Origin of the sequence: Bradyrhizobium sp. AUGA SZCCT0177, assembly GCF_018130125.1 — a bacterium.
Classification (GTDB): domain Bacteria; phylum Pseudomonadota; class Alphaproteobacteria; order Rhizobiales; family Xanthobacteraceae; genus Bradyrhizobium.
This window is the reverse complement of the sequence record NZ_JAFCMA010000021.1, coordinates 54,415-70,000: the sequence shown is the minus strand read 5'-3', so window position 1 is coordinate 70,000 and position 15,586 is coordinate 54,415. Positions and strand designations below refer to the sequence as shown.

Sequence of the window (15,586 nt, the reverse complement as noted above, 5' to 3'; positions counted from 1 at the left end):
AAGTCGGCTGGGAAGGCGGCTACGGCAAATACGTCAAGCTGAAGCACAACAATGGTTACGAGACCGCCTACGGCCACATGTCGGCGTTTGCCAAGGGCATGGAGCCCGGCAAGCGGGTGCGACAGGGCCAGGTGATCGGCTTTGTCGGATCAACGGGCATGTCGACCGGCGCGCACGTGCACTACGAAATCCTGGTCAACGGCCGCTTCGTCGATCCGATGCGCGTGAAGCTGCCGCGCGGCCGCTCGCTCGAAGGCCCGGTCATGGCGGGCTTCGAGAAGGAACGCGATCGCCTCGATATCCAGATGAACAATCGCGGCGCCGCGCGTGTCTCCGATGCCGCCGGCAGCACCGCTGCGCCATCGGTGCGGCAAGTCAGCCGCTGAGCGTTTAACTTCCCGGCTTTTCACCTCGTATGTTCGTTAGCGTGAAGTTGCACGCGTTACTGTTCCGCGACGCGGAATGTTTTGCGCGCACACGTACTTCACTCAAGTTCCTCCGCGACAAAATCGCATCGCGCGCGTCGCGATAACGCTTGCGAGCATTTCGGACGCGGTCCACTCTTGTTGCAAGAAGACGATGGGGGGCAGCGAAGGATGCAGGCATATCTCGCACGGCGATTGTTGGCGCTTGTCCCGGCGCTGTTCTTTGCCAGCCTGATTGTCTTCGTCATCGTGCGGCTGGTGCCGGGCAACGTCATCGACATGATGCTCGCCCAGAACGACGTCGGCGCCGACAAGCTCTCGCGTGACCAGCTGATCGCAACGCTCGGTCTCGATCGGCCGATGTGGCTGCAATATTTTCACTGGATCGGCGGCATTCTTTTTCACGGCGATTTCGGCCGCTCGCTCTGGCAGAACACGCCGGTGCGCGAACTGCTCGGCGCACGGCTGCCGGTGACGTTCCAGCTTGGCTTCATGGCGCTGATCATCGCGCTCTGCATCGCGCTGCCGATCGGCATCTATTCTGCGATCCGGCAGGACACCGCCGGCGATTATCTCACCCGCTCGTTCTCGATCCTGATGCTGGCGGTGCCGAGCTTCTGGATGGGCACCATGGTGATGGTGTTCCCGTCGATCTGGTGGGGCTGGTCGCCGCAGGTGAACTTCGTCGCGTTCACCGATGATCCCCTGCAGAACCTCAAGCAGATGATTCTGCCGGCGATCATTCTGGGCACCGCGCTGTCGGCCATCACCATGCGCCTGACCCGCACCATGATGCTGGAGGTGCTGCGCCAGGATTATATCCGCACCGCCTGGGCCAAGGGCCTGTCGGAACCGCTGGTCGTCATCCGGCATGCACTGCGCAACGCGCTGATCCCGGTGGTCACGCTGATCGGCCTGCAGGCGCCGATCCTGATCGGCGGCGCCGTCATCGTCGAGCAGATCTTCGTCATTCCCGGCATGGGGCTGTTGCTGCTCGACGCCATCAGCCAGCGCGATTACCCGATCATAACGGGCGTCAGCCTCGTGATCGGTCTTTGCGTGATGCTGATCAATCTCGCCGTCGACCTGAGCTACGGCCTGCTCGACCCCAAGGTGAGATACCGCTGATGACGCTGGCGATCGATATTCCGGCCACGAACGGCAAGACCGAGCGCAACGGCGTCCTCCGCTTCATGATTCGCCTGTTCCGCGAGAAGCCGCTCGGCGCCGCCGGCGGCGTCATCTTTATCCTGTTCCTGCTGTGCGGGATTTTCGCCGATGTTCTGGCGCCCTATGGCATGAACCAGATCAGCCCGCGCAACCGCCTGATGGCGCCGTCATGGGCCTACCCGTTCGGAACCGACAATCTCGGCCGCGACATGCTCTCGCGCTGTCTCTATGGCGCCCAGATTTCGGTGATCATCGCCTTTGCCGCCGCGTCGCTGGCCACCATCATCTCGATCGCGATCGGCATTCTCACCGGTTATCTCGGCGGCAAGATCGATCTCATCACGCAGCGTTTCGTCGACGCCTGGATGAGCTTTCCCGATCTCATCATCCTGCTGGTCGTGGTTTCGGTGCTCGGCCCCGGCCTGCCGCAGATCATCGGCACGCTCGGCCTGCTGCTCGGCATCGCCGGCTCGCGCATCATCCGGTCCGCCGTGGTGTCGGTGCGCGAGAACATGTATGTGCACGCCGCCCAATCGATCGGCGCCTCGACCGGCCGTATCCTGTGGCGGCACATCCTGCCCAACATCATGCCGCCGATCATCGTGCTGTTCACGACGCGCGTCGGCACCGTGATCCTCGCCGAGTCGGGCCTGTCGTTTCTCGGCCTTGGCGTGCCGCCGCCGACGCCGACCTGGGGCGGCATGCTGTCGGGCTCGGGCCGCACCTTCATGTTCCAGGGACCATGGCTGGCGCTGGCGCCGGGCCTCTGTCTCACGATCGTCGTTTACGCCACCAACGTGTTCGGAGATGCCTTGCGGGACCTGCTCGACCCACGCATGCGCGGATCAAGATAAGTCGCTGAATTAAGAATGCTGAATTAAGAATAAAGGAGGAAACCATGAGTGTTATTCGCAACGCCTGGTGCCTGGCCGCCGGGTCGGCCGCGATCCTGTTGGCGCTGGCCATGCCGGCATCGGCGCAAACCGAAGCAAAACCGCAATATGGCGGCACGCTCGAGATCGGCACCGTCTATGTGACGCTGTCGGCCCTGTCGTTCGACCCGGCCGACTGGAACTGGAAGCTCAACCACGACACCGGCAACTATCTCGAGCAATTGTTCGCCGCCGACCTCTCGAAGTCGAAGAAAAACGGCGGCAAGCATCCATTCTACGCCGACGCCTACCTGCCTTCCGACGCCATCCGTGGCGAACTGGCGGAAAGCTGGGAGTGGAAAAAGGATCCGTTGCGCGTCGAGATCCGCCTGCGCAAGGGCATCATGTTTCCGGAAAAGCCGGGCGTCATGCAATCGCGCGAACTGACCGCCGAAGACGTCGTGTTCAGCTATAATCGCCTCGCCAAGAGCCCGAAGGCCCAGGCCGGCTATTTCTCCTATGTCGACAAGGTGGAAGCCACCGACCGTCACACCGTGGTGTTCACTTTCAACTCGTTCCATGCCGAGTGGGATTATCGCTTCGGCTGGGGCTACTACTCCCCGATTTACCCGAAGGAAATGGCCGACGCCGGCGCCACCAACTGGAAGAACGGCAACGGCACCGGGCCGTTCATGCTGACCGACTTCGTGCAGGGCAACTCCAACACCTACTCCAAGAACCCGATCTACTGGGACAAGGAGAAGATCGGTGGTGCCGAGTACAAGCTGCCCTTCGTCGACAAGGTGGTCTACCGCACCATCAAGGATGAGGCGACGTTCCTCACCGCGCTGCGCACCGGCAAGCTCGACATCCTCGAGACCATCCGCTGGTCCGCCGTCGACGAATTGAAGAAGAGCGCCCCGCAATTGCAGTGGTCGAAATGGCTCAACATGAGCGGCACGTTCCTTGCGATGCGCGTCGACACCAAACCGTTCGACGATATCAGGGTCCGCCGCGCGCTCAATCTCGCCGTCAACAAGCAGGAAATCGTCAAGGAATTTTACGGCGGCAACGCCGAGCTGTTCGCCTATCCGCAGCATCCCGATTACGGCGGATACTTCGAACCGCTGTCGGCCATGCCTGACACGGTCAAAGAACTGTTCACTTACAATCCCGAGAAGGCGAAGAAGCTGCTGGCCGAAGCCGGCGTGCCGAAGGGATTTACCTTCAAGGTGCAGGTCTGCTCATGTTCACCCGATCACATTGACCTGATTCCGCTGCTGGCGGCCTATCTCGAGCAGGTCGGCGTCAAGATCGAAATCCAGACCATGGAATATGGCGCGTTTCTTTCCGCCATGACCACCAAGACCAACGCGGCCGGTTATTTAATGAACAACGGCCACACCAACCCGACGCGCTCACTGCACAAGAGCTTCTTCACCAAGGAGGTCTGGAACCCGTCGCAATGGTCCGATCCGAAGCTGGACGCCAAGCTCGATGAAATGTACCGCACGTCGGACGAGGAAAAACGCGTCGAGATAATCCGCGATATCACCCGCGAGATCGTCGACAAGGCGCCATACATTTGGCTTCCGACGCCCTACATCTTCACGGCCTGGTGGCCCTGGGTGAAGAACTATGCCGGCGAACTTCGCGCCGGCGCCGTTCGTCCCGGGCCGATCTACGCCCGGATCTGGATCGATCAGGAACTCAAGAAGAAGATGGGCCGTTGAGCGGGACCGCGGCGATGACGCGCCCACTGCTGGAAGTCAAAAACCTGACGACGCGGTTCCGCACCGAGCGCGGAACCGTGACCGCGGTCGATGGCGTATCGTTTCATGTCGATCCCGGCGAGACGCTCGCGATCGTCGGCGAGTCCGGGTCCGGCAAGAGCGTGACCGCGCTCTCCGTGCTGCGCCTGATCCCGAACCCGCCCGGCCGTATCGAGAGCGGCGAAATCCTGTTCGACGGCACGGATCTGTTGAAGCTCGACGATCCCGGCATCCGCGCGGTCCGCGGCAACAAGATCGCGATGATCTTCCAGGAGCCGATGTCCTCGCTCAATCCAGCGCTGACCGTCGGCCTCCAGGTGGCCGAGCCGATCAACGTGCATCGGGGCACGCCGTGGGAGAAGGCCTATGAAGCTGCGACCGAACTGATCGGCCGCGTCCGCATCGGCGATGCCGCGAGCCGGCTCGGCTCCTATCCGCACCAATATTCCGGCGGCATGCGCCAGCGCGTGATGATCGCAATGGCGCTGGCCTGCGCGCCGCGCCTGATCATCGCGGACGAGCCGACCACGGCGCTCGACGTCACGGTGCAGGCGCAGATTCTGGATCTCCTCAAGGAAGTCACGCGTGAGACCGGCTCCTCGCTGATCCTGATCACCCACGATCTCGGCGTCGTCGCCCGCTACGCCGACCGTGTCGCGGTCATGTATGGCGGCCGCATCGTCGAGGTTGCCCCGGCGCGCGAGCTCTACGCCCGGCCACAGCACCCCTATACGTCGGGCCTGATGGCTTCCGTCCCCCGCCTCGATGGCGGCGGCGGACGGCGCCTGATGCCGATCGAGGGCCAGCCCCCTGATCTGGCCAGCCTGCCGCCCGGCTGTTCCTTCGCGCCGCGCTGCCGCGCGATCCTGGATCAATGCCGAACCGCGAAGCCTGAGCTGGTTGAGGTCGCCGACCGTCACGCCAAAGCGTGTTTCGCCCATGTCTGACGCGCTGCCCGAGCCATCCGTCGATACCATCCTCCGGGTCGAGGATCTGAAGGTTCATTTCCCGGTCACCAAGGGCATCATCCTTCAGCGGCAGGTCGCGACCGTCAAAGCGGTCGACGGCGTTTCGTTCACGATCCGGCGTGGCGAGACACTGGGTCTCGTCGGCGAAAGCGGCTCCGGCAAATCGACCACCGGACTAGCGGTGCTGCGGATGCTGACGCCGACCGCCGGACGGATCGTGTTCGAGGGACAGGACATCGCCCCGCACCGCGGCGCCGAACTATTGGGTGTGCGGCGCCGGATGCAGATGGTCTATCAGGACCCTTATGGCTCGCTCAATCCGCGCATGACGATCCGCAGCATCGTCGGCGAGCCGCTGGCCGTTCATGGCCTCGATGGCGACAAGGCGGCGACCCGCGACAAGATAGCTTCTCTGATCGCTTCCGTCGGCCTGTTGCCCGATATGGCCGATCGCTATCCGCATGAATTCTCCGGCGGCCAGCGCCAGCGCATCGGCATCGCCCGCGCGCTGGCGCTGGAGCCGAGCCTCTTGATCGCCGACGAGCCGGTGTCCGCGCTCGACGTCTCGATCCAGGCGCAGGTCATCAACCTGTTCATGGATCTGCAGGAGCGGCTGGGGCTGACCTATCTGTTCATCGCGCATGATCTGGCTGTTGTCCGCCACATCTCGACGCGCATCGCGGTGATGTATCTCGGCCGCCTCGTCGAAATCGCCGACCGCGACGATCTCTATCGCAATCCGCTGCACCCCTACACCGAAGCCCTGATGGCGGCGGTGCCCGTCGCCGATCCCGAGGTGGAGGCGCGCCGGCCGCGTGCGGTGATTTCAGGTGAAGTGCCGAGCGCGCTGCGGCCGCCGCCCGGATGCAGCTTCCACACCCGTTGCCCCCGCGCCATGGCGGTGTGCAAAACCGATCAGCCGCCGCTCCGCGAACTCGGTCCGGGACGCGCGGTCGCCTGTCATCTCCATACAGGCTGAACTCTCGTTAAATTCTGAAGGGACGGGTTCCTAGCGCGTTGTCATTTTTGTGGCGGCGAGGCCGCGCCGCACTTACAAGTTTTGTTTGCCAAACCCCGCAAGCGAACGAATACTCACCTCCATAATAAAAAACGGGAGGTAGCGTCATGACGAGCAGGCTTGCATTCGGTGCGACCGTGGCTGCGGCAGTGTTTCTTGCCACCGGCGCCTCGGCGCAGACATATGAAGTTACCAAACTCGTTCCAGGCTCGGCGTTTCACGGCGTTCATGGGCTCGGCATCGACAAGGCCGGGCGGTTGTTCGCCGGCAGCGTCGCAGGTGCGGCGCTCTACGAAGTCGATCGCACGAGCGGCACGGCCAAGATCGCGGTTGCCTCGCCGGAAGGCATGGCCGACGACATCGCATTTGCCCCCGACGGCACCATGGCGTGGACCGCATTCCTGACCGGCGACCTCTACTCGCGAAAGGGCGACGGCCCGGTCAAGAAGCTGGCCTCCGGCCTGCCCGGCATCAACTCGCTCGCGTTCCGCAAGGACGGACGGCTCTATGCGACGCAGGTATTCCTCGGCGACGCGCTCTATGAGATCGATGTCGAGGGCGCCAAGCCGCCGCGCAAGATCATGGAGAAGATGGGCGGCCTCAATGGATTCGAGTTCGGGCCGGACGACAAGCTTTACGGCCCGCTCTGGTTCAAGGGCCAGGTCGCCAGGGTCGACGTCGACAAGGCCGAGCTGACTGTGGTCGCCGACGGTTTCAAGATTCCGGCGGCGGTCAATTTCGATTCCAAGGGCAATCTCTGGGTCGTGGACACCGCGCTCGGCCAGTTGGTGCGGGTCGATCCGAAGTCCGGCGCCAAGAAAATGGTGGCGCAGCTCAAGCCCTCGCTCGACAACCTCGCGATCGATGACAAGGACCGAATCTTCGTTTCCAACATGGCCGATAACGGCATCCAGGAGGTCGATCCGGAAACCGGCGCTGCCAAACAAGTCATCATCGGTAAGCTGGCGTTGCCCGGTGGCATCGGCGTCGTGTCCGACGGCGGCAAGGACACCCTCTATGTCGCCGACGTGTTTGCCTACCGCACCGTCGACGGCGCCACCGGCGAGGTCTCCGAGCCTGCCCGCATGCATGCCGACGGCGTGACGCTGGAATATCCGATGAGCGCCACCGCGAGGGGCGACGACGTGATCCTGTCGAGCTGGTTCACCGGCACGGTGCAGCTGATCGACCGCAAGACCGGCAAGACCAGGGAGATGCTCCACGACTTCAAGGCGCCGCACGACGCCGTCAAGCTCGGTGACGGATCCATTCTCGTCAACGAACTCGGCAGTAAATCGCTGATCCGCGCCAGTGGCGAGCACGGCAAGGACCGTACTGTTCTGACCGGCGACCTGGAGGGACCGGTCGGCATGGCCGCCACCGCATCGGGCGATGCGGTCTATGTCACGGAAGCCTTCGCCGGCCGCGTATCGAAGATCGGAACCAACGGCGAGAAGACAATCATCGCCAAGGACCTGAAAATGCCTGAGGGCATCGCGCTCGGACCCGACGGAATGCTGGTCGTCGCCGAAGTCGGCGCCAAGCGCATTGTCGGGATCAATCCGAAGGATGGGACCGTCACCGAGATCGCCGGCAACCTGCCGATCGGCCTCGCCCCTGCCCCCGGCGGATTGCCGTCCAACATCCCGACCGGCGTCGGCGTCGGCGCGTCCGGGGTGATCTACTTCTCGTCGGATTTGGAGAACGCGATTTACAAGGTCACGAAGAAGTAGCGTGAGCGCGCGCGAGCGTTAAATCGGCATGCGTGTCGCTTTTACACCACACCTCCTTTGGGTGTGACCACCCGCCTCGCGCCAAAGTTGCACAATTGAATCAATCAGTTCGGCAGATCTTTGCCGCCGCTGCAATCACCTAAAAAAAACAGCCTGCGCGAGGCAGGCTGTTTCATTGTCTATGTCGCCCTGCGTGCATTGCAGGAAGCGTCGCTGCGCCGCCTGACCCGCTCAGTTCAGCTTACGCTTCGGGATCGGCGCCTCGAAGGTCGCGATCTCGGCGGTCTGCGGCGCCTTGCCGTTGAAGGTCAGCACGTTGCCTTCGCTGGAGATCGCCACGCGGTCGCCGTCGGCGACCGAGCCTTCGAGGATCATCTCGGCCAGCGGATCCTGCAGATTGCGCTGGATCACCCGCTTCAGGGGACGGGCGCCATAGGCGGGATCCCAGCCCTTGGCGGCGAGCCAGTCGCGCGCCGCGGCATCCAGCGTGAGCGTGATCTTGCGCTCCTCCAGGAGCTTCTGCAGCCGCGCGAACTGGATCTCGACGATCCGGCCCATCTCGCTCTTCTGCAAGCGGTGGAACAGGATGATCTCGTCGACCCGGTTGAGGAACTCGGGGCGGAAATGCGCCCGCACCATCCCCATCACCTGATCGCGCACTTCAGACGTGTCCTCGCCTTCCGGCTGGTTCACCAGGAATTCCGAACCGAGGTTCGAGGTCATGATGATCAGCGTGTTGCGGAAGTCGACCGTGCGGCCCTGACCGTCGGTCAGCCGGCCATCGTCGAGCACCTGCAGCAGCACGTTGAAGACATCCGGATGCGCCTTTTCGATCTCGTCGAACAGCACCACCTGATAGGGCCGCCGCCGCACCGCTTCGGTGAGCGCGCCGCCCTCGTCATAGCCGACATAGCCCGGAGGCGCGCCGATCAGCCGCGAGACCGAGTGTTTTTCCATGTACTCGGACATGTCGAGGCGGACCATCGCGGTCTCGTCGTTGAACAGATATTCCGCCAGCGCCTTGGTCAGTTCGGTCTTGCCGACGCCGGTGGGCCCTAAAAACATGAACGAGCCCATCGGGCGGTTCGGATCCTGCAGGCCGGCGCGCGAACGGCGGACCGCGGTCGCGACCGCGCGCACGGCTTCGGCCTGGCCGACCACCCGCTGGCCGAGACTGCCCTCCATCTTCAGCAGCTTGTCCTTTTCGCCCTCCAGCATCTTGTCGACGGGCACACCGGTCCAGCGCGACACCACCTGCGCGATGTGGTCGGCGGTAACCGCCTCCTCCATCATCTCGCCGGGATTCTCCTTGGCTTCGATGTCGGCAAGCTTCTTCTCCAGCTCCGGGATCCGGCCATAGGCCAGTTCGCCCGCGCGCTGGAATTCGCCGCGGCGCTGCGCGTTGGCGAGTTCGATGCGCAAGGCATCGAGTTCGCTCTTCAGCTTCTGGGCGTCGGAGAGCTTGTTCTTCTCCGCGCTCCAGCGCGCCGTCAGCGCCGCCGACTTCTCCTCGAGCTCGGCGAGTTCCTTTTCCAGCGTCTGCAGGCGGCTCTTGGAGCCGGCATCGCTTTCCTTCCTCAGCGCCTCCTGCTCGATCTTCAGGCGGATGATCTCCCGATCCATCGTATCGAGTTCTTCCGGCTTGGAATCGACCTGCATCTTGAGCCGCGCCGAGGCCTCGTCCATCAGGTCGATCGCCTTGTCGGGCAGGAAGCGGTCAGTGATGTAGCGATTCGACAGCGTGGTGGCGGCGACCAGCGCCGAATCCGTGATCCGCACACCGTGGTGCTGTTCGTATTTGTCCTTCAGGCCGCGCAGAATCGAAATCGTGTCCTCGACCGTCGGCTCGGAAACGAAGATCGGCTGGAACCGGCGCGCCAGCGCCGCATCCTTTTCGACATGCTTGCGGTATTCGTCGAGCGTGGTGGCGCCGATGCAATGCAGTTCACCGCGCGCCAGCGCGGGTTTCAGCAGATTGGACGCGTCCATCGCGCCGTCGGCCTTGCCGGCGCCGATCAGCGTGTGCATCTCGTCGATGAACAGGATGATGCTGCCTTCGGCCGAAGTGACCTCGGCCAACACGGCCTTCAGCCGCTCCTCGAACTCGCCGCGGTATTTGGCACCCGCAATCAGCGAGCCGAGGTCCAGCACCAGCAGCTTCTTGTCTTTCAGGCTCTCCGGAACGTCGCCGTTGAGAATCCGCAGTGCCAGGCCCTCGACGATCGCGGTCTTGCCGACGCCGGGTTCGCCGATCAGCACGGGATTGTTCTTGGTGCGGCGGGACAGCACCTGAATCGTGCGGCGGATTTCCTCGTCGCGGCCGATGACCGGATCGAGCTTGCCGTCGCGCGCGGCCTGGGTGAGGTCGCGGGCATATTTCTTCAGCGCGTCATAGGCATTTTCCGCCGTGGCGCTGTCAGCGGTGCGACCCTTGCGCAGGCTTTCGATCGCCGCGTTGAGGTTCTGCGGCGTGACGCCACCCTTGCTCAGAATGGTCGCGGCCTCGCTGCCTTTCTCGAGCGTGAGGCCCAGCAGCAGCCGCTCGACGGTAACAAAGCTGTCGCCGGCCTTTTCGGCGGCCTTTTCCGCAGCGTCAAACGCGCGCGCCAGTTCGGGGGCGAGATAGACCTGACCCGCGCCGCTGCCGGATACTTTCGGGAGTTTGCCCAGCGCATCCTCGGTGGCTTTAAGGATGGCGCGGGAGTTGCCGCCGGCACGGTCGATCAGACCACCGGCCAGGCCTTCGCTATCGTCCAGCAGCACCTTGAGCACGTGCAGCGGGGAGAATTGCTGATGGCCGTCGCGCACGGCCAGCGATTGCGCAGACTGGATGAAACCGCGCGCACGCTCGGTGTATTTCTCAATATTCATTCTTCACTTCCCTCGGCCTGCCACCCCTACCCCGAAGGCATAAGCGCGGCATCTTCATTGGGTTTCCACGCGGCCGCGCTGACTTTCCTCAACCAGCCGGTGGTCGTCGCCATCATTTTACAGGCTTGGCGCAAATGTGGGCATGTCAGGCCAAAAACGGAAGAGGCCGATTTTGCAATTTCAGCGTAGTGGCAGGCTGCAAAAGAATCTCTTAAAAGGCCGGATGACCTCACCAAAACCCCCTGAGATCACCGGTATCTACCGCTATCCCGTCAAGGGCCTGACCCCTGAACCGCTGCCGCGAGCGGCCCTGACCGCTGGCGAGACCCTGCTGGCCGACCGCCGCTACGCCATCGAAAATGGCCCTAGCGGCTTCGATCCGGACGCGCCGAAATGGCTGCCAAAACCGCACTTCCTGATGCTGCAGCGGGACGGCTGGCTGGCGGCGCTGCAGACCCATTTCGACGACGCCAGCCACGTGCTGACCATCCGCCACAACGGCGCGATCGCGGCCCAGGGCAACCTTGAAACCGCCGAGGGCCGGGCCGCCATCGAAGCGTTCTTCGCCACCAGCTATGCCAGCCAGATCAAAGGGCCGCCGAAAATCCTGACCAGCCCGGGCCACAGTTTCTCCGACGTCGCCCGCAAGGTGGTCTCGATCATTAACCTTGCCAGCGTCCGCGCTATCGAGAACATGGTCGATCACCCCGTCCATCCCCTGCGCTTCCGCGCCAACCTCTATGTCGAGGGCTGGCCGGCCTGGCACGAGTTCGACCTGCTCGACCGCACGATCGCGATCGGCGACGTCAGGCTCAAGGTGGTGAAGCGGATCGTCCGCTGCGCCGCCGTCAACGTCGACCCCGACACCGCGGAGCGCGATCTGGCGATCCCGCAGGCGCTGCAACGCAGGCTCGGCCATGGCGATTGCGGGATCTATGCCGAGGTGACGGCGGGCGGCAGCATCGCCGTCGGCGACGCGCTCATGGCGGAACAGCCGGAGCTGTTGTGAGTTGCTGTCGTCCCGGCGAACGCCGGGACGACAGCATTGGTGTTGCTGCACTGAACACACCTTCGCGATCTCGCGGCCTGATATGCCCGAGCTTTGCCAGAAATCTCCTTGCCCTCGAAAAATGAGGGCGCAGGGAAGACCGGGTGCGCGCTGCACCCGCGGTCTCGCGTGCGGTTTGCACAAAACAAAGTGCACACGAGCATACAGGGCAGCGGAGAACACCCGGCCTTCCCTGCGCAATGGCTTTACGGCTTATGCCGTGATCTCCCCGGAGACGAGTTCTTGGTTGACTCCGTCGCTGCCGTTCAGCTCTCGCCTACCCGACAGCTTGACACCTGCAACGGGTGCCAGGACCACACGGTTTTGCCGTACGCTTATCCACGCCGTCGTCGAGGCGTAAACCAGCGTCCACCGCAACCCGTCCAACGTCCGTGACGACGGCCGACGCCCTCTGAGTGGGACGGGATGGCGATAGATGCGCACTGATTTGGGTCGGCCGACAACAGAAATATTTTTGATTTACAGAAATTTTCTACTTGACACGATTTCTGAAACTCAGAACTGATTTGCCCGTCGGGCACTCAGCCGTCATTCCCCGATGCGCAATTGCGCATCTGGGCTCGCGTAGCGAGAGCCCGGAATCCATAGTGCGACAGTGCATGCGGCCTGATGGATTCCGGGCTCGCGCTACGCGCGCCCTCAGATGCGCAATTGCGCATCGGGGAATGACGAGGGGGAGAGACGACTCAAGAACCCCTTACGTCACGCACCGCCCGGGCTGGAGCAGCTTGGCCACGTCGGTCAGGACGCTGACCGGCGGCTCGCAGGCGATGGCGATTTTCTTGGACGCGGGCTTGGTCGCCGGCGGTGTCGGCGCCGGACCATTGCGCGTTTCGTTGCGCACCGCTTTCGCAACAGGCACGCGGACCAGCACCGAGGTATCGGCGACGCCGTCGTGGCGCAGCGCAATGGTCTGGGTCTGCCCGGCCGCCGCGGGAACCGATGCGCGGTCGGACTTGCCGGCGCGATTGACGCCGGTTTCGGGCGCCGCGGCCGTAGCCTGGCGACTGCCGATCAGGTCGTGGGCGAATGCGAGCTGGACCGCGCCCGCGCCAAGGGTCAAAGCGATCGCGAGCGAGCCGAAAATTCCCTTATGAATCTGTGACATGTTGGTGTGTCCCTCGCCCCATGGCGATCATGAACACAACACGAACCAGGCCGTGCGGGTTCGGCGGACAACCGATCACTTAACCGTGTACGAAAATATTTGACGGCGCCTGGAACGACTCCCCGGCTTGTGAGTCTTTCCAAAAGCCGGTCATTCCCCCTGCCCCATAGACCGGTGATGTGGGGCGCGACCGTGGTGATGCCGGTCGCGCCCCGCTTTTTTTTGAAAATTCAGGAACATCGGCGCGAGCCGAGCCACCCACGTCAATAAAGCTGCACAGGGAGCGGGGTGCCGTCCTTGCCGACCACGAGGCCCCAGGTCTCGCCGGCAGCGAACTCGAACTCCCGGTTGTGCGCCGTGCCGCTCGCGAGCTTGAGGCTGACCTTGTATTTGCCGGGCGGCAGATTGACTTCCTGACCATTGGGCGATTTGCGTCCGCTATGGGCATCGTCAGTCAAACTTTCTCCGGCGCCAGCGCCCAAATTGATGGTCTGCTGGTTGACGGTGATGACGGCCGCTTCCTTCGCGCCGTTGCCAAGCCGCAGCCGCATTTGCCCTGGCATCGGCAGGATGTCGCCATCCGCGTCCGCAGGCTTGCGCTGCGACAAATCGGCGATCGTCCTGTCGCCCTGGCGGGTGAGCCGAAGCTGCGCCGGTCCATCCTTGGTGGCGAACGTGATCGTGGCCTTGTCTCGCTCGATGACCGCGCCTTCATTTTCCGTCCAGCCGCGCTTGGCGAGTGCCTCGCGATAGAAGCGGAGTGTGCCTGCGAGATCGAGCGGCGTTTCGACGTGAACCGCGTCAATGAACCGTGAACTCTTGCCCGTCGTGACAACCCAGGGCTTCGGCCGCGGCAAGCCGGAGACTAGATCGTCGCTCGCGGCCTCTGCGGGCTTGGCGTCCGAACTGACGCTGCAGAGCAGCCGCCTGCCGATGGCATTCTGCGGACAGTCAGCAATGGCCCATGCCGTCTTGTCGGTATAGCTCCCCTGGAATTTGGGCGGCGTGTTCGACGGGATTGCCGGAGTCCCCTGAGTGGTGGTCCGCGATGACCAATGAAGGGCGCACGGGACGACCAGCGGTGAATAGCCGGTCGCGCAATAATCATAGGGATCCAGCACTTTCGCGAGCGCCACCGTCAGCACGCCTACCGTGGAAGCGGCCGCCGCAACCAGCAGGCCGCTGACCAGCAAAACAACTTTCGTTCGACGCTTCATTGGATGGATTTCCGGTGTTGAGAGGGCTGGGCTCAAGTGCCCGTCCTGAGCTTAGTGGCGCCAGCCGTGCAAAGCGTTCATCGCCTGCGAGTCGTTGTTTTCTCTGGCGATTTTCGGGGGGCAAACCTCGCGCCTGTTGCGGCCTCATGCTAGCGATGGCGCCCATGACATCAGGAAATCGACCCGCCATGCCCCCCAATCCCCAGCAGTTTGCGAGCGACAATTATGCCGGCATTTGCCCGGAGGCGTGGGCGGCGATGGCGGAGGCCAATCAGGGGCACGCGACCGCCTATGGCGACGATCCCTGGACCCAGCGCGCGTCGGACGCGTTCCGGGAGTTGTTCGAAAAGCCGGACGCCGAAGTGTTTTTTGCCTTCAACGGCACCGCCGCCAATTCGCTGGCGCTGGCGTCGCTGTGCCAGTCCTATCACAGCGTGATCTGCTCCTCGTCGGCGCATGTGGAGACCGACGAATGCGGCGCGCCGGAATTCTTTTCCAACGGCTCAAAACTTCTGATCGCGGCGAGCGAGGACGGCAAGCTGACGCCGGAGCAGGTGCGCTCTCTGGCCACCGGCCGATCCGACATCCATTTCCCGAAACCGCGCGTGGTCACGATCACGCAGCCGACCGAGACCGGCCAGGTGTATTCGCTGGGTGAAATCCGGGCGCTGGCGGCGACCTGCCGCGAAATCGGCCTGCGGCTGCACATGGACGGCGCCCGCTTTGCCAACGCCTGCGCGTCGCTGAACTGTTCGCCGGCGGAGATGACCTGGAAGGCCGGAGTCGATCTGCTGTGTTTCGGCGGCACCAAGAACGGCATGGCGGTCGGCGAAGCGATCCTGTTTTTCGATCCGCGTCTGGCCGAGGATTTTGACTATCGCTGCAAGCAGGCGGGGCAGCTTGCCTCGAAGATGCGCTTCCTCGCGGCCCCCTGGGTCGGGCTGCTGCAGGACGGCGCGTGGCTGCGCAATGCGCAGCATGCCAACGCCGGCGCCGCGCGGCTCGCCGCCGCGGTGGCCGACTTGCCGGATTTCAATTTGATGTTTCCCGTGGAGGCCAACGCGGTCTTCCTGCGCGCCTCCGCCGACCGGCTGGAAGCGCTGCGCCAGCGCGGCTGGCAGTTTTATACGTTCATCGGCGGCGGCGCGCGTTTCATGTTCGCCTGGGACGCCGATCCGGCACGGGTCGATGCGCTGGAGCGCGATATCAGGGAGGTGAGCGGGGCGCGTCGTTGAGGCGCGCGGCTCACAATTATTGTCGTCCCGGCGAAGGCCGGGACCCATAACCACCGGCGACAATTGTCTCGCGCGCTAGTCGTTATCTTTCTTTCCACCAATTCGGGCCGCGGCGTATGGGTCCCGGC

General features: G+C 63.5%; 12 protein-coding genes (1 of these 12 cut by a window edge). 9 read left to right on the top strand and 3 right to left on the bottom strand.

Annotation, left to right across the window (positions count from 1 at the left end; translation table 11 throughout):
• The 7 genes from JQ597_RS23790 to JQ597_RS23760 all read left to right on the top strand — a co-directional run.
• Positions 1-386, top strand: partial view of a M23 family metallopeptidase gene (locus tag JQ597_RS23790; protein WP_212267125.1) — the end only. Its footprint begins 1,687 nt before the window's first position; only the last 386 of its 2,073 coding nucleotides appear in the window; its start codon lies off the left edge, out of view; it ends in the stop codon at positions 384-386.
• Positions 387-596: 210 nt separating this feature from the next.
• Positions 597-1,553 (top strand): ABC transporter permease, encoded by a 957-nt coding sequence (locus JQ597_RS23785; RefSeq protein WP_212267122.1) that lies wholly within the window; start codon positions 597-599, stop codon positions 1,551-1,553.
• Positions 1,553-2,449: an ABC transporter permease gene (locus JQ597_RS23780; RefSeq protein ID WP_212267119.1), complete on the top strand. Its 897-nt coding sequence runs from the start codon at positions 1,553-1,555 to the stop codon at positions 2,447-2,449. The genes JQ597_RS23785 and JQ597_RS23780 overlap by 1 nt, the downstream gene beginning before the upstream one ends.
• A 44-nt stretch (positions 2,450-2,493) precedes the next feature.
• Positions 2,494-4,200: an ABC transporter substrate-binding protein gene (locus JQ597_RS23775; RefSeq protein ID WP_212267116.1), complete on the top strand. Its 1,707-nt coding sequence runs from the start codon at positions 2,494-2,496 to the stop codon at positions 4,198-4,200.
• A gap of 14 nt (positions 4,201-4,214) precedes the next feature.
• On the top strand, positions 4,215-5,186 hold the full coding sequence (locus JQ597_RS23770; protein ID WP_212267113.1) for an ABC transporter ATP-binding protein: 972 nt from the start codon (positions 4,215-4,217) through the stop codon (positions 5,184-5,186).
• Positions 5,179-6,186: an ABC transporter ATP-binding protein gene (locus JQ597_RS23765; RefSeq protein WP_212267110.1), complete on the top strand. Its 1,008-nt coding sequence runs from the start codon at positions 5,179-5,181 to the stop codon at positions 6,184-6,186. Before JQ597_RS23770 ends, JQ597_RS23765 begins: the two co-directional genes overlap by 8 nt.
• Before the next feature lie 146 nt (positions 6,187-6,332).
• Positions 6,333-7,958: a Vgb family protein gene (locus JQ597_RS23760; protein WP_212267107.1), complete on the top strand. Its 1,626-nt coding sequence runs from the start codon at positions 6,333-6,335 to the stop codon at positions 7,956-7,958.
• A 231-nt stretch (positions 7,959-8,189) separates the two neighbouring features.
• On the opposite strand, the gene clpB is transcribed toward JQ597_RS23760, so the two are convergent.
• On the bottom strand, positions 8,190-10,829 hold the full coding sequence (gene clpB / locus JQ597_RS23755; RefSeq protein ID WP_212267104.1) for an ATP-dependent chaperone ClpB: 2,640 nt from the start codon (positions 10,827-10,829) through the stop codon (positions 8,190-8,192).
• 223 nt (positions 10,830-11,052) lie between these two features.
• Here clpB and JQ597_RS23750 point away from each other — a divergent pair, with 223 nt between their 5' ends.
• Complete coding sequence (locus JQ597_RS23750; RefSeq protein WP_212267101.1) at positions 11,053-11,838, top strand: MOSC domain-containing protein; 786 nt, start codon at positions 11,053-11,055, stop codon at positions 11,836-11,838.
• Between the two features lie 757 nt (positions 11,839-12,595).
• Here JQ597_RS23750 and JQ597_RS23745 read toward each other — a convergent pair.
• Entirely contained in the window at positions 12,596-13,006 is a 411-nt protein-coding gene (locus JQ597_RS23745) for a hypothetical protein (protein WP_212267098.1), read from the bottom strand.
• 263 nt (positions 13,007-13,269) lie between these two features.
• Entirely contained in the window at positions 13,270-14,223 is a 954-nt protein-coding gene (locus tag JQ597_RS23740) for a hypothetical protein (protein ID WP_212267095.1), read from the bottom strand.
• A gap of 188 nt (positions 14,224-14,411) precedes the next feature.
• Between JQ597_RS23740 and JQ597_RS23735 the strand changes: the two genes are divergently transcribed.
• Positions 14,412-15,458: a threonine aldolase family protein gene (locus tag JQ597_RS23735; protein ID WP_212267092.1), complete on the top strand. Its 1,047-nt coding sequence runs from the start codon at positions 14,412-14,414 to the stop codon at positions 15,456-15,458.
• Positions 15,459-15,586 lie beyond the last annotated feature (128 nt).

Bases quoted from the DNA above. Each gene is read 5' to 3' on its own strand.
- JQ597_RS23785 (WP_212267122.1), top strand. From the start codon at position 597: ATGCAGGCATATCTCGCACGGCGATTGTTGGCGCTTGTCCCGGCGCTG.
- JQ597_RS23780 (WP_212267119.1), top strand. From the start codon at position 1,553: ATGACGCTGGCGATCGATATTCCGGCCACGAACGGCAAGACCGAGCGC.
- JQ597_RS23775 (WP_212267116.1), top strand. From the start codon at position 2,494: ATGAGTGTTATTCGCAACGCCTGGTGCCTGGCCGCCGGGTCGGCCGCG.
- JQ597_RS23770 (WP_212267113.1), top strand. From the start codon at position 4,215: ATGACGCGCCCACTGCTGGAAGTCAAAAACCTGACGACGCGGTTCCGC.
- JQ597_RS23765 (WP_212267110.1), top strand. From the start codon at position 5,179: ATGTCTGACGCGCTGCCCGAGCCATCCGTCGATACCATCCTCCGGGTC.
- JQ597_RS23760 (WP_212267107.1), top strand. From the start codon at position 6,333: ATGACGAGCAGGCTTGCATTCGGTGCGACCGTGGCTGCGGCAGTGTTT.
- clpB (WP_212267104.1), bottom strand. From the start codon at position 10,829: ATGAATATTGAGAAATACACCGAGCGTGCGCGCGGTTTCATCCAGTCT.
- JQ597_RS23750 (WP_212267101.1), top strand. From the start codon at position 11,053: ATGACCTCACCAAAACCCCCTGAGATCACCGGTATCTACCGCTATCCC.
- JQ597_RS23745 (WP_212267098.1), bottom strand. From the start codon at position 13,006: ATGTCACAGATTCATAAGGGAATTTTCGGCTCGCTCGCGATCGCTTTG.
- JQ597_RS23740 (WP_212267095.1), bottom strand. From the start codon at position 14,223: ATGAAGCGTCGAACGAAAGTTGTTTTGCTGGTCAGCGGCCTGCTGGTT.
- JQ597_RS23735 (WP_212267092.1), top strand. From the start codon at position 14,412: ATGCCCCCCAATCCCCAGCAGTTTGCGAGCGACAATTATGCCGGCATT.